25 protein-coding genes and 1 tRNA gene are annotated in these 23,820 nt (G+C 61.8%); 15 read left to right on the top strand and 11 right to left on the bottom strand.

Going from position 1 to position 23,820, the window contains the following annotated elements:
• The first annotated feature begins 53 nt into the window (after positions 1-53).
• Entirely contained in the window at positions 54-776 is a 723-nt protein-coding gene (locus tag Q0974_RS07300; protein ID WP_299324351.1) for an SDR family oxidoreductase, read from the top strand.
• On the top strand, positions 766-1,707 hold the full coding sequence (locus tag Q0974_RS07295) for a 50S ribosomal protein L11 methyltransferase (RefSeq protein WP_299324348.1): 942 nt from the start codon (positions 766-768) through the stop codon (positions 1,705-1,707). The genes Q0974_RS07300 and Q0974_RS07295 overlap by 11 nt, the downstream gene beginning before the upstream one ends.
• On the opposite strand, the gene phhA is transcribed toward Q0974_RS07295, so the two are convergent.
• On the bottom strand, positions 1,652-2,533 hold the full coding sequence (gene phhA, locus Q0974_RS07290; protein ID WP_299324346.1) for a phenylalanine 4-monooxygenase: 882 nt from the start codon (positions 2,531-2,533) through the stop codon (positions 1,652-1,654). The two genes, Q0974_RS07295 and phhA, sit on opposite strands and share 56 nt — an antisense overlap.
• A 69-nt stretch (positions 2,534-2,602) precedes the next feature.
• Between phhA and Q0974_RS07285 the strand changes: the two genes are divergently transcribed.
• Complete coding sequence (locus tag Q0974_RS07285; protein WP_299324343.1) at positions 2,603-3,280, top strand: TIGR02117 family protein; 678 nt, start codon at positions 2,603-2,605, stop codon at positions 3,278-3,280.
• Positions 3,281-3,383: 103 nt separating this feature from the next.
• Positions 3,384-4,412, top strand: coding sequence for an HWE histidine kinase domain-containing protein (locus tag Q0974_RS07280; RefSeq protein ID WP_299324341.1), 1,029 nt, complete (start codon positions 3,384-3,386; stop codon positions 4,410-4,412).
• On the opposite strand, the gene ligA is transcribed toward Q0974_RS07280, so the two are convergent.
• The 4 genes from ligA to Q0974_RS07260 all read right to left on the bottom strand — a co-directional run bounded on the left by ligA (position 4,409) and on the right by Q0974_RS07260 (position 9,573).
• The gene (gene ligA / locus Q0974_RS07275; RefSeq protein ID WP_299326231.1) at positions 4,409-6,538 is read right to left on the bottom strand and encodes an NAD-dependent DNA ligase LigA; all 2,130 of its coding nucleotides are present in this window, start codon (positions 6,536-6,538) and stop codon (positions 4,409-4,411) included. The genes Q0974_RS07280 and ligA overlap by 4 nt on opposite strands.
• Before the next feature lie 61 nt (positions 6,539-6,599).
• Entirely contained in the window at positions 6,600-7,073 is a 474-nt protein-coding gene (locus Q0974_RS07270) for a hypothetical protein (protein ID WP_299324338.1), read from the bottom strand.
• Positions 7,073-8,734 carry a DNA repair protein RecN gene (gene recN, locus Q0974_RS07265; protein WP_299324336.1) on the bottom strand — a complete coding sequence of 554 codons (1,662 nt, stop codon included), beginning with the start codon at positions 8,732-8,734 and terminating at the stop codon, positions 7,073-7,075. Before recN ends, Q0974_RS07270 begins: the two co-directional genes overlap by 1 nt.
• Before the next feature lie 41 nt (positions 8,735-8,775).
• Complete coding sequence (locus Q0974_RS07260; protein ID WP_299324333.1) at positions 8,776-9,573, bottom strand: outer membrane protein assembly factor BamD; 798 nt, start codon at positions 9,571-9,573, stop codon at positions 8,776-8,778.
• A gap of 102 nt (positions 9,574-9,675) precedes the next feature.
• On the opposite strand from Q0974_RS07260, the gene Q0974_RS07255 reads away from it, so the two are divergent.
• Positions 9,676-10,842, top strand: coding sequence for a glycosyltransferase (locus tag Q0974_RS07255; protein ID WP_299324331.1), 1,167 nt, complete (start codon positions 9,676-9,678; stop codon positions 10,840-10,842).
• Here the strand turns inward: Q0974_RS07255 and Q0974_RS07250 are convergent.
• From Q0974_RS07250 to yajC, 4 genes are read right to left on the bottom strand one after another with little or no spacing between them, the layout of a single operon-like run.
• Entirely contained in the window at positions 10,828-11,208 is a 381-nt protein-coding gene (locus Q0974_RS07250; RefSeq protein ID WP_299324329.1) for an MTH938/NDUFAF3 family protein, read from the bottom strand. The genes Q0974_RS07255 and Q0974_RS07250 overlap by 15 nt on opposite strands.
• A complete protein-coding gene (gene secF / locus Q0974_RS07245; protein ID WP_299324327.1) occupies positions 11,208-12,188 on the bottom strand; it encodes a protein translocase subunit SecF in 981 nt (326 codons plus the stop codon). The genes Q0974_RS07250 and secF overlap by 1 nt, the downstream gene beginning before the upstream one ends.
• On the bottom strand, positions 12,188-13,792 hold the full coding sequence (gene secD / locus Q0974_RS07240) for a protein translocase subunit SecD (protein ID WP_299324324.1): 1,605 nt from the start codon (positions 13,790-13,792) through the stop codon (positions 12,188-12,190). The genes secF and secD overlap by 1 nt, the downstream gene beginning before the upstream one ends.
• A 15-nt stretch (positions 13,793-13,807) precedes the next feature.
• The gene (gene yajC / locus Q0974_RS07235) at positions 13,808-14,131 is read right to left on the bottom strand and encodes a preprotein translocase subunit YajC (RefSeq protein WP_299324322.1); all 324 of its coding nucleotides are present in this window, start codon (positions 14,129-14,131) and stop codon (positions 13,808-13,810) included.
• Positions 14,132-14,302: 171 nt separating this feature from the next.
• Between yajC and Q0974_RS07230 the strand changes: the two genes are divergently transcribed.
• The 7 genes from Q0974_RS07230 (at position 14,303) to Q0974_RS07200 (ending at position 17,989) form a co-directional block, all read left to right on the top strand.
• Positions 14,303-14,614 carry a putative quinol monooxygenase gene (locus Q0974_RS07230; protein ID WP_299324319.1) on the top strand — a complete coding sequence of 104 codons (312 nt, stop codon included), beginning with the start codon at positions 14,303-14,305 and terminating at the stop codon, positions 14,612-14,614.
• A gap of 3 nt (positions 14,615-14,617) precedes the next feature.
• Positions 14,618-15,304, top strand: a complete 687-nt coding sequence (locus Q0974_RS07225) for a nitroreductase (RefSeq protein ID WP_299324317.1) — start codon at positions 14,618-14,620, stop codon at positions 15,302-15,304.
• Positions 15,305-15,382: 78 nt separating this feature from the next.
• Positions 15,383-15,459, top strand: a tRNA-Pro gene (locus Q0974_RS07220).
• A 41-nt stretch (positions 15,460-15,500) separates the two neighbouring features.
• Positions 15,501-16,478, top strand: a complete 978-nt coding sequence (locus Q0974_RS07215; RefSeq protein ID WP_299324314.1) for a kelch repeat-containing protein — start codon at positions 15,501-15,503, stop codon at positions 16,476-16,478.
• Positions 16,479-16,551: 73 nt separating this feature from the next.
• Positions 16,552-16,965: a holin family protein gene (locus Q0974_RS07210; protein ID WP_299324311.1), complete on the top strand. Its 414-nt coding sequence runs from the start codon at positions 16,552-16,554 to the stop codon at positions 16,963-16,965.
• A 122-nt stretch (positions 16,966-17,087) separates the two neighbouring features.
• On the top strand, positions 17,088-17,387 hold the full coding sequence (locus Q0974_RS07205; protein ID WP_299324309.1) for a hypothetical protein: 300 nt from the start codon (positions 17,088-17,090) through the stop codon (positions 17,385-17,387).
• Positions 17,384-17,989, top strand: a complete 606-nt coding sequence (locus Q0974_RS07200) for a hypothetical protein (protein WP_299324306.1) — start codon at positions 17,384-17,386, stop codon at positions 17,987-17,989. Before Q0974_RS07205 ends, Q0974_RS07200 begins: the two co-directional genes overlap by 4 nt.
• Before the next feature lie 11 nt (positions 17,990-18,000).
• Here Q0974_RS07200 and Q0974_RS07195 read toward each other — a convergent pair whose 3' ends face one another.
• Positions 18,001-19,911: a PAS domain-containing sensor histidine kinase gene (locus Q0974_RS07195; RefSeq protein WP_299324304.1), complete on the bottom strand. Its 1,911-nt coding sequence runs from the start codon at positions 19,909-19,911 to the stop codon at positions 18,001-18,003.
• A 110-nt stretch (positions 19,912-20,021) separates the two neighbouring features.
• Between Q0974_RS07195 and hslV the strand changes: the two genes are divergently transcribed.
• The 3 genes from hslV to hslU all read left to right on the top strand — a co-directional run bounded on the left by hslV (position 20,022) and on the right by hslU (position 23,090).
• Positions 20,022-20,582, top strand: coding sequence for an ATP-dependent protease subunit HslV (gene hslV, locus Q0974_RS07190; protein ID WP_299324302.1), 561 nt, complete (start codon positions 20,022-20,024; stop codon positions 20,580-20,582).
• A 174-nt stretch (positions 20,583-20,756) separates the two neighbouring features.
• Entirely contained in the window at positions 20,757-21,719 is a 963-nt protein-coding gene (locus Q0974_RS07185) for an FAD-dependent oxidoreductase (protein WP_299324301.1), read from the top strand.
• Between the two features lie 57 nt (positions 21,720-21,776).
• Positions 21,777-23,090 carry an ATP-dependent protease ATPase subunit HslU gene (hslU, locus tag Q0974_RS07180; protein ID WP_299324299.1) on the top strand — a complete coding sequence of 438 codons (1,314 nt, stop codon included), beginning with the start codon at positions 21,777-21,779 and terminating at the stop codon, positions 23,088-23,090.
• A 59-nt stretch (positions 23,091-23,149) separates the two neighbouring features.
• Here the strand turns inward: hslU and Q0974_RS07175 are convergent, their stop codons facing one another.
• Positions 23,150-23,692 carry a hypothetical protein gene (locus tag Q0974_RS07175; protein ID WP_299324298.1) on the bottom strand — a complete coding sequence of 181 codons (543 nt, stop codon included), beginning with the start codon at positions 23,690-23,692 and terminating at the stop codon, positions 23,150-23,152.
• Positions 23,693-23,820 lie beyond the last annotated feature (128 nt).

Genomic DNA, 23,820 nt, shown 5'->3' with positions numbered 1-23,820 from the left:
CGTTCCGTTCTTGGGCGCTTTCGCTTGCCCGCCAGTCCGCCTATCGAGGGCGGATGAAAGACGCGAGTGACACCCATATTTTCATCACCGGCGCCCGCCGCGGCATCGGCAAGGCAGCCGCGGACAGACTCGCCGAAACCGGAGCGCGCCTCGCCCGCCATGCAACACAATGCGAAGGCGATGTGACGGTCGCGGCCGACTTCGACGCGCCGGGCGCGGCCGCAGAGGCTTGGCATCGCGCGCTCGAACTGCTCGATGGGCGGATAGATGTGCTGATCAACAATGCTGGCATCTTCGAAGCTTCGTCGATCGACCAAAGCGATGCGGATTGGCGCGCAGATTTCGAACGCACATTGCGGGTGAACCTGACCTCCAGCGCGGAACTGTGCCGCCTTGCGATCCTCCACTTTCGTGAAAATCGTGGCGGGCGGATCGTGAATATCGCGAGCCGGGCGGCCTATCGCGGCGACAGCCCCGACCATTGGCACTATGCGGCGTCCAAAGGCGGCATGGTTGCGATGACCAAGACGATCGCGCGGGCCTATGCGAGTGAGGATATCCTCGCTTTCGCGATCTGCCCGGGCTTTACGATGACCGGTATGGCCGAGGATTATCTGGAAAGCCGCGGCGGCGAACAGTTACTGCGCGATATTCCGCTCGGCCGGGTCGCCACGCCCGAGGAAGTGGCGGAAACGATCCGCTTCTGCGCGCTCGATGCTCCGCCGTCGATGACGGGAGCCGTACTCGATATCAACGGGGCGAGCTTTGTCCGCTAGTTGGAAACTCACCCTGCCCTGCACACGCGCGGAAGCGGAAATCCTGAAAGACGATATCGCGCCATTCGCGCTTATGGAGCCAGTACCCGTTCTCATGACGAGCGAGATCGATCCGGCCCGGCCCCACGAATGGCAGCTCGACATCTATTTCGAAGACGAGCCGACCGCCGATACGATCGCCACGGCGATGCATCTCGTACCCAGCGCGGCGGGCGCGGAACCGGAGATCATCAAGCTCGAGGACCGGGACTGGGTTGCGGTCAGCCAGAAAGGGCTCGAGCCGATCCATGAGGGCCGGTTTTTCGTCCACACGCCGATCCACAGCAATGCGGTGCCGGCGGATAGCATCGCGTTCGAAATCGATGCCGGACAGGCCTTCGGGACCGGCCATCACGAGACGACCGCCGGTTGCCTCGCTCTGCTCGATCGCCTTAAGGCCTCCGGTCGCCGGTTCCGCAATGTCGCGGATATTGGAACCGGCACCGGCTTGCTCGCATTTGCCGCGCTTGCATTATGGCCAAGGGCGCGGGCGATTGCGTCCGATATCGATCCGGTGGCCATCGATGTCGCCGGGCAGAATGCCGCGATCAACGACGTTCCGCTTGGGAAAGCGCCGGGCATGCTCGAACTCGTCAGCACTGCCGGCCTCGTTCATCGGCGTTTGCGAACGCGGGCACCATACGATCTGTTGATCGCCAATATCCTAGCCGGGCCGCTCATCAATCTGGCGCCGGCCTTTGGCAACGCCGTTGCGCCGCGCGGAACGCTAGTGCTCGCAGGGCTGCTTGATGCGCAGGCCGAAGCCGTGATCGCCGCCTATCGCCGCCAGCGCTTTCGGTTGGCCGAGCGGCTAGATCGCGGCGAATGGGCGATTCTCAGGCTGGTGAAGCGGCGGCGCGTTCGCGGGCATAGGCCTGCGTCCCGCGCGTAATCACGCTGTCTTCGTCGGCAACATCGTCTGGCGCATAATCGCGCGAATCTTCAAGCTCCGCGTAGAGCGGTGCGAAGTCGGTCTCGACCGTCACGCGCAACAGCTCCTCGAAGCTCTGGATCACGAAATAGACCTGCTGGAAATCGTCGATCCGGTAATTGGTTTGCATCACCCGCTTCATGTCGAAACCAATCCGATTGGGGCTCGGATCGTCCAGCGCGAACAGGCTCTCGCCATGGCTCGATACGATGCCCGAACCATAGATGCGCAGGCCCTCCGGCTCGTCGATCAATCCGAACTCGACCGTATACCAATAGAGCCGCGCGAGATGATCGAGGCTGTCATATTCGAGCGCACGCAACCCGCCCCGTCCATAAGCCTCCATATAATCACCGAACACAGGGTTCGCGAGCATCGGCACATGGCCGAAAACGTCATGGAAGACGTCGGGCTCCTGGAGATAATCGAGCTGGTCGCGCTCCCGGATGAAATTGCCGGCGACAAAGCGGCGATTGGCCAGATGGTCGAAGAACACATCGTCGGGCACGAGCCCGGGCACGGCGATCACCTGCCAGCCGGTCGCGTTCATCAGCCGCTCGGACAGTTCCTCGAAATCCGGGATGCCCGGTTTCGAAAGATTGAGCACGTCGATCCCGTCGAGAAAAGCCTGGCTCGCGCGGCCCGGCAGCTGCTTGAGCTGCCGCTCGAACAAGATATCCCAGGTTTCATGCTCTTCGGCGGTATAATCCTCCCATTGCTGCGGGATCGACCAATCTTCGGCGGCGCCCTCGGGCGGGCGTTCGAAAACATGTGTTTCAGCTGTCATGCGGGCGATATAGCATCAAAGGACGTAAAGAACGAATGACCGAGGTCAAAAACTGAGCGGAGACGGGCGATGAAACGGGCGTTGCGCGGCCTAGGCCGGGCTCTGGCGATATTCGGCCTGCTGCTGCTCGTCTATCCGCTTGCCGGTATGGGCGGCGCGCTGATCCCCGCCAATGGCGACTGGCGCGAACCGGAAAACGGCGTCACCATCTATGTCCATGACAATGGTATCCATACCGGGCTCGTCCTCCCGCGCCGCAATGCGCTTGCCGACTGGAGCGACCTGATCCGCCCCGAGCATCTGGCCGATCCGCGCTATTTCAGCGACTGGCTGCTCTTCGGCTGGGGCGATCGCGCCTTCTATCTCGAAACGCCGACCTGGGCCGATCTGCGTCCGTCAACAGCAGTCGCGGCACTGTTCGGCAGCGAAGCGAGTCTCGTCCATGTCGATCATATCGCCGCACCGCAGGTCGCCGACGACCTCCGGCCGCTGACCGTGACGCCGGAGCAATATAATCAGATCGCCACCGCGATCCGCGCCCAGTTCGCGCTCGATGCGGATGGAAACTCCCAGCCAGCCGGCGCGTACGGTCCCAACGATGTCTTCTACGAGGCCCATGGCCGCTATACGGCGTTCCGCACCTGCAACGAATGGACCGGCTCGATCCTGCGCAATGCTGACGTGCGGATCGGCATATGGACGCCGTTCAACACCGGAGTCATGCGATGGATTGGCGATACCCGTTAGCGTAAGATTTACGGTCTGCAGGATAGGTTGCATGATGAAGACTATTGTTTTTACCCCGTAACGAGTAAGTGATTTGGGTGTATTCGAACCAATTGCCGCTGATATGACCGGGCTTCGCGAATCCCGGGACTTAGCCTCCTCTGCCGCAGACATCGATTTTGCGGAGTTGTTCGATCAGCTTCCTGCGTCCCTGATGATGCTCGATCGCGACTTGCGCTTCGTGGCCTGCAACCAGGCCTATCTCAGCGTGACCGGGGCCAACGCCGAAGACCTTATCGGTCGCTATGTGTTCGATGTTTTTCCCGAAAAGCCCGAGCGCGAGGCGCATTTCAAGGCACAGTTCGCCCGCACGCTGGCCGGCGAAGAGACGCGAACCGAGGGCAAGCTGTTTCGTATCGTCGATGCCGATGGGAAACCGCGCGACGTCTATTGGACGACGATCCAGCGCCCCTATCGCAACCAGAGCGGTGAGATTGTCGGCATGTTGCAGATGGCGCAGGACGTCACCGGGGAGATACTCGCCGAGCGCCGCAATGCGATCATCTCCCGCGAGCTCGACCATCGGGTCAAGAATCTGCTGTCGATCGTGGCCAGTATCGGCCGCCGAACCGCGAAGCACAGCATCACGATCGCGGATTTTCTGGATCGGTTCGATGCCCGGCTCGGCGCGATGGCCGTCACCCACGAACAGCTAGCCAGCAACAAATGGGACGGGATGACGCTAAAAGCGCTGGTCAGCAGTGCGCTCAAATCCTTTATCAACGCCGAAGCCGATGTCGAGATCGAGGGTCCGCGCGTCATGCTATCGGCGAAACAGGTGCAAACGCTCTCGCTCGCGATCCACGAACTCGCAACCAACGCCTCGAAATATGGCGCGCTGCGCGACGAGAGGGGCAAGCTTTCCGTACGCTGGTCGTGGCAGGATGAAACAGACCCGCCCGCGCTTCGGTTCGATTGGACCGAAACCGTCGCATCCCCGATCGAAGCCGCCGGAACCAAGGGCTTTGGATCGGAAATCATGGATGTCGTGGTCCCGTCGCAACTCGGCGGGCATGCCGAACGCACTCTGACGAAGACCGGGCTGCACTATTCGCTCGTGTTCCATCCCAGCCAGACCGGTGACGAAATTTAACCGGCCGACCGCACAATCTCTGCCCACCCCGCTTCGTCGATGACCTCGATGCCGAGATCGGCGGCTTTTTTGAGCTTCGACCCGGCGCCGGGGCCCGCGACGAGCAGATCGGTTTTCGCGGACACCGAGCCCGCCGCCTTGGCGCCCAACCGCTCGGCCTGCGCCTTCGCCTCATCACGGCTCATCGTTTCGAGCTTGCCGGTGAACACGATCGTCTTGCCCGACACCGCACTCTCGGTGACTTCGACCTCATAGAGCGGCGGATCGACCTCGCCGAACAGATCGTCCCACGCCGCCCGGTTATGCGCTTCGTGGAAGAAATCGGCGAGCGCGAAACCGGCGGCCGTGCCGATGCCATCCGTGCTGACTTCGAGGATCGCCTTGACCGCTTCGGTCAGCCGGTCGCGATATTTGCCGTCGGATTCGTCTTCGCCCTGCGGATTGTCCCGCCGATAGGCGTATATTTCGCGTCCCTTTTCCGGCAGCGTGCGAATATCGCCCAGCCCTTTGAGCAGGTCGCGCGCCGTGACTGCACCGATATGGCGGATGCCGAGGCCGAATAGCAGGCGCGCCGCATCGGGCTCGCGCCGCGCCTCGATAGCCGCAAGCAGGTTATCGACCGATTTCTCCTGCCAGCCTTCGCGCGCCAGCAATTCCTCGCGTTTCTCATGCAGCCTGAAAATATCGGCCGGACCCTTTTCGAGCCAGCCGAGTTCGTAAAATTCGACGATGCTCTTTTCGCCGAGCCCGTCGATATCGAGCGCGACCCGGCTGACGAAATGGATCAGCCGCTGAACACGCTGCGCCGGGCAGATCAGGCCGCCCGTGCAGCGCACATCGACTTCGCCCTCCCCGGCCACGGCTTCTGAACCACAGGCCGGGCAATGATCGGGAAACGCGTAGGGTTCACGCTTTTCGTCGCGCGTCAGATTCTCGACGACCTGGGGGATGACGTCGCCCGCTCGTTGCACCACGACCCGGTCGCCCGGGCGCACGCCCAGCCGCTCGATCTCGTCATGATTGTGAAGCGTGACATTGGAGACGACCACACCGCCAACCGTGACCGGCGTCAGCCGCCCGACGGGCGTCAGCTTACCCGTCCGTCCGACCTGGATATCAATAGCTTCCAATGTCGTTTCGGCGCGCTCGGCCGGAAATTTATGCGCGAGCGCCCAGCGCGGCGCCTTGGCGACGAAGCCGAGCCGCGCCTGCCAGTCCAGCCGGTCGATCTTATAGACGACGCCGTCGATATCGTAGAGCATCTCCGCCCGGTCGCTTTCGATTGCGCGGTAGTGATCGAGCAGTGCATCGAGCGTTTCCACCCGCACGAGCCGGTCCGACACGGGAATGCCCCAGCCCTTGAGCGCTTCCATCACCGCCATCTGCGTATCACCCGGCACATCGCTCGCCACGCCCCAGCCATGGGCGAGGAAATTGAGGTTGCGACTTTCGGTCACCTCCGCATCGAGCTGGCGCAGCGAGCCGGCGGCGGCGTTGCGCGGATTGGCGTAAATCTTCTCCTCGGCCTCCTCCTGCCGCGCATTGAGATCGGCAAAAGCCTGTTTCGACATATAGACCTCGCCGCGCACCTCGAAGACATCGGGCGGACCGGCAGGCAGCGTTTCGGGAATATCGGCGATGGTGCGGGCATTGGCTGTCACATCTTCGCCGACCTGCCCATCCCCCCGCGTCGCGGCGAGCACGAGTTTGCGATCCTCATAGCGGATCGAGAGCGACAGCCCGTCGATCTTGTCTTCGGCCGTAATCGCGACCGGCTCATCCTCGGCAAGGTTTAGATAGCGGCGGACACGCGCCACCCATTCGGCGATATCCTCGTCCGAAAATCCGTTATCGAGCGAATAGAGGCGCTGCTCATGCTGGACCTTGGACAGCGGCGATGCCGCGACCGCCGCGCCGACCTGTTTCGACAGGCTGTCCTCGCGTACAAGATGCGGGAACTGCGCCTCCAGCTCCGCATTGCGGCGGACGAGCGCGTCATAGTCGGCGTCCGAAATTTCGGGCGAATCCTCGGCATGATAAAGCCGGTTATGCTTGGCGATCTGCTTCGCCAGCCGCATGAGTTCGTTCGCGGCATCGACTTCTGAGAGATTGACAATATCCGGCATCATTCACCCAGCTCTGAAAAGAAAAGGTCTTCATCACCAAGTTCCGAGATTTCTTCCAAGTTCATGGCTTGTAGAGCAATATTTGCGGTCTGCTCGATAGAGAATGTTCAATGGCTACACCAAGCCGATGGTCAAAGCCCGATTTATCGAAAAGTTTTGACCGATACTGAAAACGCTCTCGACCGACGTAACCAGCGAAAATATGGCTAGCGGGTTGGAAAACCTTTGTCTCAATTGTGAAATCTTCATTTGTATCAAGATCAAAGCCGGACATCGATACTGCCTGCAGCATCTTGCGCCGGAAGGGATTGAACCACGGCCTAAACGCATAGCCTAGCCAGATTCCATCAACTGCGATTTGAAACTTACTCATGTTCGTTAAGTGCGCCTCTACCGAAGAGCTTGGCAAAAAAGCCTCGGCGGGCGTGTTCAAGCGAAACGGTCGGTAATCGGCGAGCCAACGTAACAAAGAAATCATTGCTAAGATTGTGGACAGGGCAGCAGCATATAAGGCAGCGCCCTCACTAAAAGTCATCACACCCCCTCCAGCAGGCGATCCGCCTGCGCACGCGCCTCGTCCGTAATCTCCGCGCCCGACAGCATCCGCGCGATTTCCTCGCGGCGTTCGCCTTCGTCCAGACGCTGGACGCTCGTGCGCGTCACGAGGCCGTCGCTCGTTTTCGCGATCTGCCATTGATGGCCGGCGCGGGCGGCGACCTGGGGGCTGTGGGTGACGACGAGGAGCTGCGTGCCTTCGGCCAGCCGGGCCAGCCTTTCGCCGATCGCGCTCGCCACGGCGCCCCCGACACCGCGGTCGATTTCGTCGAAGATCATCGTGCCCGCACCGCCCTGTTCGGCCAGCGCGACCTTCAATGCGAGGATGAAGCGGGAGAGTTCGCCGCCCGACGCGATCTTCCCCAGCGGACCGAAGGGCGCGCCGGGATTGGTCGAGATTTCGAAGGCAACCCGATCTTGTCCCGCCGCTGTCCATTCGCTCTCGTCCAGCGTTTCGACCGACGTGCGGAATTGCGCGGCATCGAGTTTGAGCGGTGCGAGTTCGGCGGCGACCGCCTTGTCCAGCGCCTTGGCCGATTTCGCGCGTTTCGCATGTAGCGCCTCAGCCGCCGCGATATAGGCATCGCGCTTGGCCGCAACGTCGGCTTCCAGCTTCGCCAGATGCGCGCCGCCGGCTTCGATCCGCTCAAGCTTCGCTGCCATCTCCTCGGCCAGTGCCGGGAGCGCATCGGGCTCCACGCGATGCTTCCGGGCCAGCGCGCGGATATCGAACAGTCGCGTTTCCGCTTCGTCCAGCCGCGCCGGGTCGAAGGCGAGGATATGCGCAGCTTCGGCGAGCTTCTCCTCCGCAAGATCGGCCTCGATCAGCGCCCGGTCGAGCGCGGCCAGAGCTTCGCCCAATACTTCATGCTCGCCCGCGATCCGGTCCGCCCGGCGCGCGGCCTGGCGTAGCTTGGCGAGGCTGCCTTCCGACCCGTCGAGCAGCTCGGTAATTTCGGCAAGGTCGCCGGAAATCCGGTCGCCCTTCTGCATTGTCGCGCGGGCCTCGGCGAGCTCGGCCTCCTCGCCCGGCTGCGGCGCCAGCGCCCGCAATTCCTTCACGGCATGATCAAGAAAATCCCGGTCGCGTTCGGCTTCTTCCACCTCTGCCCGTGCATCAGCCAACACTGACTCGGCTGTCCGCCAATCGCTCCAGGCCTTGCCAGTCTTCGTCAGATCCACACCGCCGAACGCATCAAGCAGCGCGCGATGGCCCTTGGCGTTGAGAAGCCCGCGATCGTCATGCTGGCCGTGAATTTCGACGAGCAGCCCACCAATCTCGCGTAACAAGGCGGCGGATACGGGCTGATCATTGACACTGGCGCGGCTCCCGCCATCCGCTTTGACGATCCGGCGGAGGATCAGCGGCTCGCCGGGTTCGGCATCCAGACCGCTCTCGGTCAGCAGCGCGCCCGCCGGATGGCTGGCCGGGATATCGAAAGTCGCGCTGACGACCGCGCGTTCGGCGCCCTGCCGCACGAGTCCGCTATCGGCCCGCACACCAAGCGCCAGACCCAGCGCATCGAGCAGTATGGATTTGCCCGCCCCTGTTTCCCCGGTCAGCGCACCGAGACCATTCTCGAAGCGAAGGTCGAGCGCTTCAATCAGGACAACATCGCGAATGGAAAGGCCGGTGAGCATGGTCCGGCTTTTAACGGATTCTGGCGATCAGGCCAGTGGCCTTAGCTCTCGCTGGCCGCCGGATTACCGTGCCGCCGCATCAGGTCATAAGCCCGTTCGTACCAGCGCGATTCGGGATAATTGTTGCCGAGCACGGCGGCAGCGCGGCGCGCTTCCTCGACGATACCGAGCGCGAGATAGCTTTCCGTCAGCCGCATCAGCGCCTCAGGAGCGTGCGTCGTCGTATCGAAACTGTCGACGACATTACGGAAACGCACGGTCGCAGCCAGCCATTGCCGCCGGCGCTGGTAGAAACGGCCGATCTCCATCTCCTTGCCCGCGAGATGATCGTTGACCAGATCGAGCTTCAACCGCGCATCGGCGGCATAGACGCTGTCGGGATAGCGGCGCACGACCTCGTTGAGCGCGGCCTGCGCCTGGCGCGTCACGGATTGATCGCGGGTGACGTCGGAAATCTGCTCATAATAGCTGACCGCGATCAGATAATAAGCATAGGGCGCATCGCGGTTGCCGGGATGGATTGAGAGGAAGCGGCGCGCGGACGATATCGCTTCGGGATATTCCTGCGCCAGATAGAAGCTGAACGCACCCATCAACTGCGCCCGCCGCGCCCAGGGCGAATAGGGATGCTGGCGCTCGACTTCGGAGAAGATCGCCGCGGCAATGCTATACTGGTTCCGGTCGAGCCGGTCCTTGCCGAGATTGTAGAGCGTGTTGACGTCGCGGGCGACATATTGCTGGTCGGCGCGGGTTTGGGCGCTCGGGCCGGCGCACGAAGCAAGCGGGGCAAAGGCGACAGCGGCAAGCATGATCGCCACAGGGCGGAACTGGATACGCATAACCATGCCTCTAGCGCAGCCGAACGCAGCCGCCAAGAGAGCTTGCACGTATGATCGTGCAGAGGGTTCCGCGCGCACGATGTTCGGCTATAGCGCTGGACCATGCTCCGCGTGCTCACCCTCGCAACCCTGTTTCCCGACGCGTCGCGGCCCACTTTCGGCGGATTCGTCGAACGCCAGACGCTGACCTTGGCCGCGCGCGACGATGTGCAGCTGGAAGTCGTTGCGCCGATCGGCGTACCGCCATGGCCGCTAAACCATCATGCACAGTACCGGCAGTTTGCGGCGGTTCCGGAGCGGGAAATGTGGAAGGGTGTGACCGTCCATCGACCACGTTTTCGATCGATCCCGAAAATCGGCGGGTCGCGTGCTCCCGCGGCTATGGCGCGCGCGGTAATGCCTGTGCTGCGCGATATTCATGAGCGTTTCCCATTCGACATTATCGATGCGGAATTCTTCTATCCTGACGGTCCCGCCGCAATGCGGCTCGCCGCCGATATCGGTGTGCCTTTTTCGGTGAAGGCGCGCGGCGCCGACATTCATTATTGGGGGAAGAAGCCGGGTTGCGCCGAGCAGGTCCGCGAGGCTGGGTTGCAAGCATCCGGGCTGCTGGCTGTCAGCGAGGCGCTCAAGGTCGACATGGTGGCGCTGGGCATGGCGGCGGACAAGATCACCGTTCACTATACCGGCATCGACAAAGAGCTTTTCCGACCAGTCGACCGCGCCGAGGCAAAGCAGAGCCTTGGCATAACCGGACCGCTCATCGTGACGGTCGGCGCGCTGATTCCGCGCAAGGGACAGGCGATCGTTATCGACGCGTTGCGGGATGTTCCGGATGCGACGCTCTGGTGCATCGGCGAGGGCCCAGACCGGCCGGCGCTCGAAAAGCAGGCGCGGGCGTTGGGGCTGGGCGAGCGTGTTCGGTTTCCCGGCAATCTGCCGCACACCGAAGTCGCGTCCCTGCTCGCGACCGCCGATGTGATGGCCTTGCCGTCCGTGTCCGAAGGATTGGCTAACGCCTGGACCGAATCGCTAGCCTGCGGCACGCCGATCGTGATCAGCAGCGCGGGCGGCGCGGCGGAATTGATCGATCGGCCGGAGGCTGGCGCGATCACGGCGCGTGAGCCGGCGGCTATCGCCACCGAAACCAGACGAATTCTCGCCGATCCGCCAGATCAGGATGCGGTGCGCGCCACAGTCGACAGATTTTCCTGGGAGCGGAACAGCGACGCGCTGTTCACGCATCTTTCACGCCTAGTCGAGCGGTAGCAAGGCGGCCACGAACCAGCGGTCCTCGGCGCGCAATAGGCTCCAACTGCGCGCGGCCGCGCGGCTGTCCATCGCCTCGACACCGATCCCCTTCGCCTCCACAGCCGCGACAAAGCTCGGCGAAGGGCGCTGAAGGCTGGCGCCTGTTCCAAGCAGGAGAAATTCGGGCAACGGTTCGATCGACAAAAGAGGATCGAGCGCTTTGGCGTCGAGCGCGGCAACATCGTCCGCTGCCCAGGGTCGCGCCCATTCCGGCGTGAGCCATAACCCGCCATCGACAATCTCGTTATCGACGCGAAAGCCGTTACCGGCAAAACCCGTGATCACCGGTCCGGATGCTGGCCCTTCGCGTTTCAGCGAGACCATTAGCGACCGTAGCCCTCCTTATGGACCTTCGGACCATCGGGTCCGGCCTCGTCGGGCACGAAGGTATCCGATCCCACTTTCAGCCAGATCAGGATGGGGGCGGCCATATAGACGGAGCTATACGTGCCGATGAAGATGCCGAGCAGCATCGCGGCCGTGAAACCGAACAGCAGGTCCGGGCCGACCCAAATCAGCACAACAAGCGCAACCACCATGGTCAGGCTGGTCATAACGGTCCGGGCGAGGGTTTCGTTCACCGACAGATCGAGCAGCGGCACGATCTCCATCTTGCGGTATTTCCGCAGATTTTCGCGTATTCGGTCATAAACGACGATTGTATCATTGAGTGAATAGCCGATGATGGTCAGCAAAGCCGCGACGATATTGAGATTGAATTCGAGCTGGGTGAGCGCGAAGAATCCGAATGTGAGTGCGACGTCGTGGAATAGCGCGAAGAGCGCCCCCACCCCGAACTGCCATTCGAACCGCAACCAGATATAGAGCGCGATTGCGACCATCGCGAGACCGAGCGCAAGTGCACCCGCGCGGAACAGCTCGTCGGACACTTTGCCCGACACCGAGTCGACTGAATCGATCCTTACGCCTTCATATTCCGCCTGCATCATCTGGGTGACGCGGGTCGATATCTCGTTCGCGATCTCCGGATCCTCGTCCGCGCCTTCGGTCACGCGCATGCGGATCGAGACCTGGTTCGGATCGCCGAACCGTTGGATCGAAGCGCCCTCGATTCCGAGCGCGGCGATGTCCTCGCGCAGTTCGCCGACCGGTGCTTCGGCATCTTCGGTGAAGGTTGCCTGAATCATCTGACCGCCGGCGAAATCGACGCCGAAATTGAGGCCGCGCGTAGCGGTCAGCGCTATCGATCCGATCGTTAGCACGATCGAGATGGCAATCGCGATGTTCCGCCATTTGAGGAACTGGATATTCGTGTTTTCGGGGACAAGCTTGAGAAGACGCATCAGATCACAAGCTCCTTGGGCCGTTTATTCTTGATCCAGACCGAGACCATCATCCGCGTAATGGTGACAGCGGTAAAGACCGAGGTGACGATACCGACGACGAGCACGACCGCAAATCCGCGAACCGGACCCGAGCCGAACGAGAACATGAGCGCGCCACCGATAAAGTTGGTGATGTTGGCATCGAAAATCGCCCGGCTCGCTTCCTTATAACCGGTCTGCACGGCATCGATAAGCTTGCGCCCGCGTCTCTGCTCTTCGCGTATTCTTTCGTTGATGAGCACGTTCGCGTCGACCGCCGCGCCGACGGTCAGCACGAAGCCGGCGATACCGGGCAGGGTCAGCGTCGCATCGAGCATCGCCATGATCGCTAGGATCAGGAACAGGTTCAGCGCCAGCGCGATATTCGAATAGATACCGAAACGGCCATAGGTGATAATCATGAAGGTCATGACCGCGACTGTCGCAATCAGGCCCGCAAGGCCGCCGAGCCGGACGCCTTCCTCGCCGATTTCCGCACCGACCGTGCGATCTTCGATAACGGCGAGTTCGACCGGGAGCCGTCCGGAGCGCAGCGCGATTGCCAACTCATTGGCCGTTTGTACGGAAAAACTGCCCGAGATTTGCGCATTGCCGCCCAGGATCGGTTCGTTGATGTTTGGCGCAGACAGCACTTCACCATCGAGAATGATCGCGAAAGGTCGGCCGACATTTTCCTGCGTTACTCGGCCAAACGCGCGGCCGCCCGCGCCGTCAAAAGTCAGGTTGACGGTTACTTCGCCGGTCTGCTGGTCGAAACCTTGCTGCGCATTGACGAGCTGATCGCCCGAAACCATCACGCGGCGCTGGACGATAACGCAGCCCGTACCCTCCTCCTGATTGGCATAGGGCAAGGCTTCGCTGCCGATCGGCGCCTGGCAGGCCAGCGCCATATTGGGATCGGCTTCGTAATTGACCATGCGGAATTCGAGGCTCGCCGTTCGGCCGAGCAGGCTCATCAGCGATTCCGGACTGTCGAGGCCCGGCACCTGTACGACGATCCGTTCGGCGCCCTGGCGGATGATCGTCGGCTCGCGCGTACCGAGCTCGTCGATGCGCGTCCGAACGACTTCGGTCGCCGTTTGGACCGCCGTATTGATCGCTTCGGCCGTACCCGTTTCGGTCGGCCGTACGACCACGGTCAGCGAATCCTCATTCTCGACGCTGAAATCGCGCTCGCCGGTAAAACCGACCGGCTGGGTCAGCGCACGGATGCGTTCCATCGCATCGTCAAGATCGGCTTCGTTGCGCACCGTAAAGCTGATTTCGCCGCCGCTGCGTGAGAGGCCGCCAATCTCGATTTCCGGCCCGTCATCCTCCATCGCATCTTCGATGCGGTCCGACATGGTCTGGAGCCGCTGTTCTTCAAACTCCTCGGTCTGCGCTTCGAGCAGGATATGCACGCCGCCTGACAGATCGAGGCCGAGATTGATTGTCGGCTGCGGCAGGAAGTCCGGCAGCATCGCCCGCTGCTGTTCGCTCATCAGGCTTGGGACAGCCGTCAGCACGCCGACGATGAGCAGCGCCGTGAGCATCCAGACCTTCCATGTCGGAAAATCGTTCATCGGTCGGTATACGCCTTAATCGTTGGCTGCGCTGGGATTGCGAACGTCGGAAAGCGTCGCCTTGATCGCGGTGACCTTCTGCCCACCGCCCAGATCGATCTCGACTTCGTCGTCCTTCACCTTCGTGACCTTGCCGAGCAGGCCGCCACCTGTGACCACGCGATCCCCACGCTTCACGGCGTCGATCATCGCGCGGTGATCCTTCATCCGCTTCTGCTGCGGGCGGATGAGCAGGAACCAGAAGATCACGAAGATCAGGATCAGCGGTACGAGCTGAAGAATGAAAGCACCGGTGCCTCCGGATGGAGCGGCTGCGGCAAGAACGGGTGTGGCGGACATGAAGCGAACCTGTAAGCTGGATGATCGGGCATGTGCTACGCCCGTGTGATTGGCGCGCGTCTATCACCTAAGGTGCGTTTCGCGCAACTGCCATTGATAGCGGCAAATTTATTTGCATCCGCGCGGCCGCGCGCTAGCACCGCGCCCAGATACCAAGTGGAGGGAAATATCATGATAATCGTCGAAGGATGGGTCCGGATGGAAGCCGGTGAATTGGACAGGCTGCACGACGCGGCAGTCGCCATGATCGAGGAAACGCGCAAGGAATCGGGATGTATCAGCTACTCCTATGGCCGCGCCCTGGAAGAACCCGATGTGATGCGCATAGCGGAGATCTGGGAAGATCAGGATGCGCTCAACGCCCATTTCCAGGCCCCGCATATGGCAACCTTCAACCAAGCGCTGTCCGGCGCCAAGATCACCGGCGTCAGTGTCAAAACCTATACCGCCGAGCCGGGCCGGACGCTGATGGGCGAAGACTGAGCGATGGCCGAACTGACCGTTTCGGAAGCGATCAATGCGCGCCAGTCCCGCCGCGCCTTTCTCGATACGCCGATAGACCGGGGAACCGTCGAGCGACTTTTGGCATTGGCGAGCCGCTCGCCCTCGGGCAGCAATATGCAACCCTGGACGGTTTATATCGTCATGGGAGACAAACTGGAGGAGCTCAAAGAACACGCGCTGGAGGCCATTGCCAGCGGCGTCGATCTCGGCGCGGCGGAGTTCGAAATCTATCCGGCCGGGATGAGCGAAACGCATACCGAGCGGCGCATGCGCAACGCCGAGGAAATGTTCGGCGCGGCGGGTATCTCGCGCGACGACAAGGCCGGCCGGATGATGCAGATGGCCGCCAATTTCCGCTTTTTCGATGCGCCGGTCGGGTTATTCTTCACGATCGACCGGGCGCTGGCCATCGGCAACGGGCAGATGGCACATCTCGGCATGTTCATCCAGACGCTGATGCTGGCCGCGCAGGCCGAAGGCATAGACAGTTGCCCGCAAGAGGCCTGGGCGGTGTTGCACGAGATGGTGCGGCCATGGCTCGGCGTTCCCGACACGCATATGCTCTATTGCGGCATGGCGCTCGGCCATTACGATCCCGACGCGCCAATCAACAGCTTGCGCACCGATCGCGTGCCCGTCAGCGAATTCACGACCTTTATCGGCGCCTAGCGCCTCCTGCCGGGCGATCTTCGCCCGAGGTCATGCTTGCATTGCGCAGCGTTCGGATTTACATCGCGCCCCCTTGGTCGGGGCGTAGCGCAGCCTGGTAGCGCATCATACTGGGGGTGTGGAGGTCGCTGGTTCGAATCCAGTCGCCCCGACCAGCCTTTTCCGAAAAATGCCCCCAAGCGAGAGTGGCACAGGGATGCAGCGCAGAAGGCTTGCCAGGACAGCGATAGCGTTTCTCGCACTCGGCCTCGCCGCCGCGCTGATCTTCTGGAACTGGCCCCGCCTAACCCACAGCGACGGCGAGATGCGCGATCCGCGTTCGGAAATTTCGGCCGTCGCGATCGGCGAAGACATCTATATTGCGGGCGGCATCGGCTTCTTCCGTACGCTCGCAAGTTGCGAGCAGTATAACGTCCGCACCGAAAGCTGGCAGCGATGCGCCGATCTGCCCCGCGCCCTGCATCATGTCGCGATGGCGACCGATGGGGAATGGCTCTACGCCTCTGGCGGCTATATCGGACTGCCCTTCCAGCAGGATCAGAACCCGATGCTCTTCGTCCATGAGCCGGGCTCCGATCGTTGGGAGGAACTCGCGGCCCTACCGCACCCGATCGGCCAACATGCGATGGTCTGGAGATCCGGTGTGCTCTACCTTGTGGGCGGCCAGAATGGCGAGGAGGATCTTGCCAGCCTCTGGATGTACGACCTCGAAACGGACCAATGGCGGCAAGGTCCGCCCATGCCGACGGCGCGGCATTCGCACGCCATCGCGCTGACCGAAGATACGCTATACGTGACCGGCGGGCGGAGCGCCGAACTGGGAACCCAGATCGATCGCATCGAGGCATTCGATTTCAACGCGAACAGCTGGCGCACGCTACCGCCGATGCCGGTCGGCCGAGGCGGCCATGCCGCCTTCTCCACACCGGGCCAGCTCCATATCGTGGGTGGCGAGAATCTCGATGAGGGCACGGTTTTTGATCGGCACGATATCCTCGATCTCGAAACGCTCGAATGGCGCGAAGGGCCGGCTCTCACGGGCCCGCGGCACGGGCTGGCCGTCGTTCATCAGGCCGGTGGACGCACATATGCGCTTGGCGGCGGGGCGCAGGCCGGAATGCGCACGATCTATTCGGTCACCGGAACGATTTTCCCGATAGAAACCAGCCAGTAAGGCAATCTTCCTTGCAATGTAGGAACCTATCGGGTTCGTTTAGGACCTCTATAGTATCCAAAGGAGATTGCTCATGTCGTTCCTATCCGGGCTTTTGGGCCCGCTCACCACCGTTATCGACCGGGTGCTGCCCGACCGTGACGCGCGCGACCGCGCCAAGCTTGAGCTGCTTAAGCTCGAAGGCACCCAGGCGGCGGAAACCATCCGCACACAGTTGTCCGCGATCATCGCGGAGGCGCAATCGGCTGACCCCTGGACGAGCCGAGCCCGCCCGAGCTTCCTCTACGTGATGTACGTCCTGCTGCTTTGGGCCTTGCCGATGGGCCTGCTCGCCGCATTCCGGCCCGAGGCTGCCCAAAATATCGCGGCTGGCATGAACGCCTATCTCGAAGGCATTCCCGAACCGCTTTATGCGCTGTTCGGGACTGGATATCTCGGCTATACGGCTGCGCGCCAATGGGGAAAGATCAAGGGCGTCGACCGCTAGGCCGAAACCCGCGGACCTGAGACCGTGCATCCCGAGGGCCCGGTATCGAATTTCGCAGCGTATGTAACCGGCTGCGATTTGGCTTCGAACCCGGAAGGCCAAAACACTCTTGGGAGATACACATGACCGATAAGACCGAAAAACGAAGCCTCGCATCGATGCTGGCCGTCGCCGGCGGCCTCGCGCTCGCCGCTCCGGCGCTGCAAGCTTGTAGCTGCGGGGCGCGCTGCTGCGCGGCTGCCGCGGGCGATGCGACCGGCGGATGCTGTGCCGCGGAAGGCTGTTGTGCGGCTGAAGGATGCTGTGCGGCAGCTGCCGAAGGATGCTGCGCCGCTGCGGCCGAGGGCTGCTGCGCCGCGACTGAAACCGCATCGGCCGAGGGCTGCTGCGCCGCCGCGGAAGGCTGTTGCGCAGCCTATTGAGCGAAAGTCCCGAGGCGACGCTATTTGCTCTGACCGAGCAAATGGCGTCGCAGGGGACGCCGCTCGTTCCGCGTGTCGTGCCGCCGGATTGCGATTTCCGGCAATGGGACCATTATCCCGAAAAAGACGCGGTCAGCCCGTCGAACAAATCGCGCTGGTTCTATCACGCGCACCCGCCGGAGCAGCGCGAACCGGGCGAGCATGGCCATTTTCACCTGTTCCTGCCGCTCGACGCCTTTGACGGTATCGAACCGCTCGCGGAAGCCAAACCGAAGACCAAAGACAAGACGCCGGCCAAGGTCGTCCACTTCGTTGCGCTATCCTGCAACACGCAAGGTATCCCGACCCATTGGTTCACGACCAATCGCTGGGTGACCAACGAATATTTCATGCCGGGCGAAGCGATTATCGAGCGCCTCGACCTTTTCGACGTCGACGACGCGCCGGGCGATCCACTGGTCAATGGCTGGCTGACGGCTGCAGTGGCGACGTTTCGCGATCAGATTGCCGAGCTGGTCCGCGAGCGCGACACAGCGCTTGACGGTCAATCGCTCGACGATCGCAATCTGGAAATCCTGTCGAGCGGTCCGCTCGACCTGTAGGCTGTAGCAGTTCAGGCGGCTTCGCTGAACGCGTTGAGCGTCTCGCACAGCTTCGCCGACAATATCTCGCGCCGATAGGGCTTGGGCAGGATCGGAAACTCGCTGCCCTCGCCGCGCGCCGCAGCCTCGCTATATCCGGTCGCCAACAGGATCGGCAGAGTTGGCTTCTGGCGGCGCACTTTCTCCGCAAGATCGAGCCCGCTGATGCCCGGCATCACGATGTCGGAGAAGATAATGTCGAATTCCTGCGGTTCGTCTTCGATCGCAACGAGCGCCTCTTCGGCATTGCTCGCATGCACGACATCGCAGCCCATATCCTCGAGCAGGGACTGGGCGAATACAGCAACGGTGCGGCTATCCTCGACCAGTAGTACGCGCGTGCCCCTAGGCAGATCCCGTTCATCGCCTTGGCCCGATGCGCCCAAGCTGGCATCGCTCGACACCGGCCAGGCGCGCGGCAGATAGAGGCTCAAGGTGGAGCCGCGACCGACTTCGCTCTTAATGTCCAGCCGTCCGCCGGACTGCGCCGCGAAACCATAGGCCTGGGACAAACCAAGACCCGTGCCCTTGCCCGGGTCCTTGGTCGTAAAAAATGGCTCGAACACCCGATCGATAATGTCCGGTGCGATGCCGCATCCCGTATCGGAGATCGACAGACAGACTTCTTCACTGCCTTCGCGGTTCACATTCTGCGTCGTCAGGGTGAGCGTCCCCGAACCTTCCATCGCATCCCGCGCATTGATCGCGGCGTTGAGGATGAGATTCTCGAGCTGAGTCGGATCGACCTGCACGTCCCAAAGCGAGTCGCCGGGGGTCAGAAGAATGCTGACCCCACCGCCAAGCGTACGATTGAGCAGCCCCTTCATTCCGACGATCACATCGTTGATATCGACGCGCTTCGGTTGGAGCGGCTGCTGGCGCGCGAAAGACAGAAGCTGTCCAGTCAGTTCGGCGGCGCGGTCCGCCGTTTCAACGATTGCATCGAGGTGGCGCGCCTTCTTTTCATCCGAGAGCTTCGCACTCTTCAAAAGCTCCGCAGAACCGCGGACGACGGTCAGCAGATTGTTGAAATCATGCGCGATGCCGCCGGTGAGTTCACCCAGCGACCGCAGTTTCTCCGATTGCGCGAGCGCCTCTTGCGCGGCGGCGAGACTGCGCTCCGTGTCATATTGTTCGGTGATATCGCGGGTAATGCCGCCGAAACCGAGTATTTCGCCATCCTCATCATATAGAAGCTGGGCGAATAATTTAGCCCGAAACCGCTCTCCGCTCTTCTTGATGAGCCAGCCCTTTTCACGGTAATTTCCCGCAACGCGGGCCTGTTCCAAAATGTGTTCGGGTATGCCGCGGCCGCGATCCTCTTCGTCGAAGAAAATCGAAAAATGCTGGCCGATCGCCTCGTCGGCCGAATAGCCGGTAATCCGTTCCGCGCCGGCATTCCAGTTGGTTATCCGACCGCTATTGCTGAGCATATACAGGGCATGGTCGCGCAGCCCGTCGACTAGGATACGCAGCGCTTCTTCGCTCGCGTGCAGTGCACGGGCCGCATCGCGCTGCCGTGTGGCGTCATAGGAAACGCCGATATAGCCTATGTGCTTACCGGCTTCGTCGTCTTTCCGGAGGATGCTGATGCGCGTCCAGGAATAGCTGCCATCCCAACGCCGCCGCAGGCCTTCGGTGTCCATCCGGCCGGTTTCCCGGGCGGTTCGCAGATTTTCCCAATATTTACCGGCTTTTCGGTCTTCGGGTGCATAAAATCGGTCGAGCGGGTAGCCGACCACTTCCTCGACCGGTGCGAGCTTGTAATTGCTCGAAATCGGCTGCCAGGCTGTGCAGATGCCATCGAGATCGATCGCGAACACGCCGAAATCGCTGACTTCGCCGAGCAGCGCAGCTACCTGTGGATCGTCGATCAACGACATCGGTGGTAATCCCCCGCAAACTGTTGAAAAACAAGTAACGCCCAATGGTTACCACGATCTTAAGATCGCGTGCGCTTGCGGCGGGCGGAAGCGCGCATATATCGGCGCACATGGACGAAAATCGAAGCAGCGCACCCTGGCACGGCACGACCATCCTCGCCGTGCGGGATTCCGACAAAGTGGTGATCGCCGGAGACGGCCAGGTCTCGATGGGTCAGACCGTAATGAAACCGAACGCGCGCAAGGTCCGCGAACTCGGCGATGGCCAGGTGATTGGCGGGTTTGCGGGCGCGACGGCGGACGCATTTACCCTGTTCGAACGGCTCGAAAGCAAGCTCGAACGGCATAACGGCCAGCTGATGCGCGCGGCCGTCGAACTCGCCAAGGACTGGCGAACCGACAAATATCTGCGCAACTTGGAAGCGATGATGGTGGTCGCCGACAAGGAGATCACGCTGATCCTCACCGGAAATGGCGATGTGCTCGAACCGGCCGACGGCGTCGCGGCCATCGGCTCCGGCGGCAATTATGCGCTCGCCGCGGCGCTCGCCCTGAAGGACTATGAAAAGGACGCGGAGAAGATTGCGCGCCGTGCAATGGCGATCGCCGCGGAGGTGTGCGTCTACACTAATGACCAACTGACCGTCGAAACAATCGACTCCGACAGCTAGTCCTTTATGCAAGCGGGCGTGAGAGTCGCTCCATCGCCCCTCTTGATTTCTCGCCGCACTCTTGTCGCGGGATCGGCGGCAATCGCTGTTGCGGGCTGTGCTACGACAGCGCCGCGGCCTGTTTCGCTGTTCGGTGCCGCCTGTCTCCCGCGCGTCAATGTCTCCGCCAACCGGGTGATCCGGACGATTGCCGGGCTACGGCCTTACAGACCTTCCGGCTATCGCGTCGAAACCCAGCCCCTCGACGGCAAGACGATCGTCCACAATTACGGCCATGGCGGCGCCGGCATATCGTTGTGCTGGGGGTCTTCGCGCGAGGCGATTGCTCTCGGCCTGCCGGGGCATGCAGGTCCAGTTGCCGTAATCGGCGCCGGCGCGTTGGGCCTGACGACCGCGCGCCTGTTGCAAGAGGCAGGTTTTCCCGTTCGCATTTATGCAAAAGCGCTGCCGCCCAACACCACCTCGAACATCGCCGGCGGCCAGATCATGCCCGGGAGCTATTATGACCGCGGCGCCGTTACGCAGAACTGGCTCGCCAGGCGGGTTTTGGCGACAGACTTCACGCGCCGCCGCATGCAGATCATGGTCGGCGACGATTACGGCGTCCGCTGGCTCCCCACCTATGACGAAGGCCGCTTGCGATCAGCCGCGCCGAACCCGGTCTTTCCGGATCGGCAGGCGCTGCCCTATAACGCGCATCCGTTCCCAGCCGAGAATATGCTGCGCTACCGGACCATGTATGTTCAAACCGGGCGTTTTCTTGCCTCACTGATGCGCGACATCCGGATTGCCGGCGGCACGATTGTCGTACGCGACTTTGCGACCCCGTCCGAAGTCTTAGCCTTGCCCGAACGGCTTGTTTTCAACTGTACCGGGCTCGGCGCCCGCGCATTATTCGGCGACGAAGAACTCGAACCGGTACGCGGTCAACTCGCTGTCCTGATCCCGCAACCCGAGATCGACTATGCCTATACGGTGCGCCAGGGATATATGTTCCCCCGACCGGACGGGATTGTCCTGGGCGGCACGTTCGAGCATGGCGAATGGACGGCCGAACCCCAACCGGAGGACATCGCGCGCATTGTCGAGCGGCATCGCGGCCTTGCGGAGAGCTGGCGTTGCGGGGCGGAGGCTTGACGCTCTCCATCCAGCACCCATGTCTGTCCTGAAACTTTCTTTTCCTGACGAGACTCCATGAACGACGCCCTCACCCCCAAAGCCATCGTGGCTGCACTTGATGAGCATATTATCGGACAGACCGATGCGAAACGCGCGGTCGCCGTGGCGCTACGCAACCGCTGGCGGCGGCAGCGCCTGTCCGAAGAATTGCGCAACGAAGTGACGCCGAAGAATATCCTGATGATCGGGCCGACCGGCTGCGGCAAGACCGAGATCAGCCGCCGTCTGGCCAAACTCGCCGATGCGCCTTTTGTGAAGATCGAAGCGACCAAGTTCACCGAAGTCGGCTATGTCGGCCGCGATGTCGAACAGATCGCCCGCGACCTTGTCGAAGATGCGGTACGGCTCGAAAAGGATCGGCGCCGCGAAGCGGTGCGCGAAGATGCCTCGAAGGCGGCCATGGAACGGCTGCTCGACGCGTTGACCGGCAAGGGAGCGAGCGATGCGACGCGCGAGAGCTTCCGCCAGCGTATCGTTGACAATCACATGAACGACACCGAAGTCGAGATCGAGGTGGAAGACACGCCGAACATGCCGATGGAGATACCGGGCATGAGCGGTCAGGTCGGCATGATCAATCTCTCCGACATGATGGGCAAGGCCTTCGGGCAGCAGCCGCGCAAAAAGCGCAAGATGCGGGTCGCCGACGCTTGGGATAAGCTTGTCGAGGAAGAATCGGAGAAACGCCTCGATCAGGACGATGTCGCCCGGGTCGCGCTCGCCAATGCGGAAGCGAACGGCATCGTTTTCCTCGACGAGATTGACAAGATCGCGGTTTCGGATGTGCGCGGGGGCTCAGTGAGCCGCGAAGGCGTGCAGCGCGACCTGCTACCGCTGATCGAAGGCACGACCGTCGCGACGAAATATGGCCCGATGAAGACCGATCACATCCTGTTCATCGCATCGGGAGCGTTCCACGTCGCTAAGCCGAGCGACATGCTGCCTGAGCTACAAGGCCGCCTCCCGATCCGCGTTGAACTGCGCGCGCTGACCGAAGAGGATTTCGTGCGTATCCTGACCGAGACCAAGGCGAACCTGCCCGAACAGTATCGCGCGCTGATCGGCACCGAGGGCGTCGAGATCGAATTCACCGAGAATGCGATCGCCGAACTTGCGAAAATCGCGGCCGAGGTGAACCAGTCGATCGAGAATATCGGCGCGCGCCGCCTTCAGACGGTCATGGAAAAGCTCGTCGAGGAGATCAGCTTCGCCGCCGGCTCAGAAGAGCGCGACGGCGACGCGGACACGCTCGTCATCGACGCCGCCTATGTCGAAAAGCAGTTGGCCGAAGTGGCGCGCGACACGGACTTGAGCAAATATGTGCTCTAGCGGCGACAAGACACCGATATTGCGCAAGTTCGGGCGACACGCGGCGCAGAACTTAGCACTCAGCAGCTCGTTATCGCCGTGCTGAACAGAAAACGGTTGCCCGGCCCGAAATAGACATATTCGATCTCACCGCCGATATCGATGAGCTGCCGCGTTTCCGGCCGCCTGCATATCGTCTGCTGGTTCTGGTTCGATGCATATTGCTGGAACTGCGACACCTGTGTCGCGTTCAAATTCCGCGAAATCTCGTAGCGGTAGAGTATGCGATTGCCTTGCGCCCGAGCCGACGTCATCGTCGTAAACTCATCTATCACAACCGGGCCACCCGCATTCACCTGACGGACTGCTTCGGCCAGTTGGGCCTCCAGGACCGGATTGGAACCGCGCGCGGAGCGCGCCGACTGCGCAGGATCGTCTTTATCGTCGCCGGATGATGACGCCGAACCCGCACTGCCCGTCGAACCGCTATCGCCGCCATTATCGGAGGATTCAGCCGTCGCAGGCGCCTCATCTTCGCCGCTGTCCAACAGTCGTGGAATCAGCAGCACAGCCAAAAAGGCGGCCACCGCCGCACCGATAATGATGATGATATTCTTGTTCATAATGCCCCATCCTTTTTGCAACGCCATATTTCATGCCCAGCCGCCAACAGGCAAGGCCAAGCATGGGAGAGAGCGCGATTTTTTCAGCTATCGTTCCAAACTGTGATCTAGATCGTAACCTCCCCGCC

Source organism: Parasphingopyxis sp. (genome assembly GCF_028279465.1).
Taxonomy (GTDB): Bacteria; Pseudomonadota; Alphaproteobacteria; order Sphingomonadales; family Sphingomonadaceae; genus Parasphingopyxis.
The sequence above is the reverse complement of the archived record's forward strand: the minus strand, read 5'-3'. Positions and strand labels throughout refer to the sequence as shown.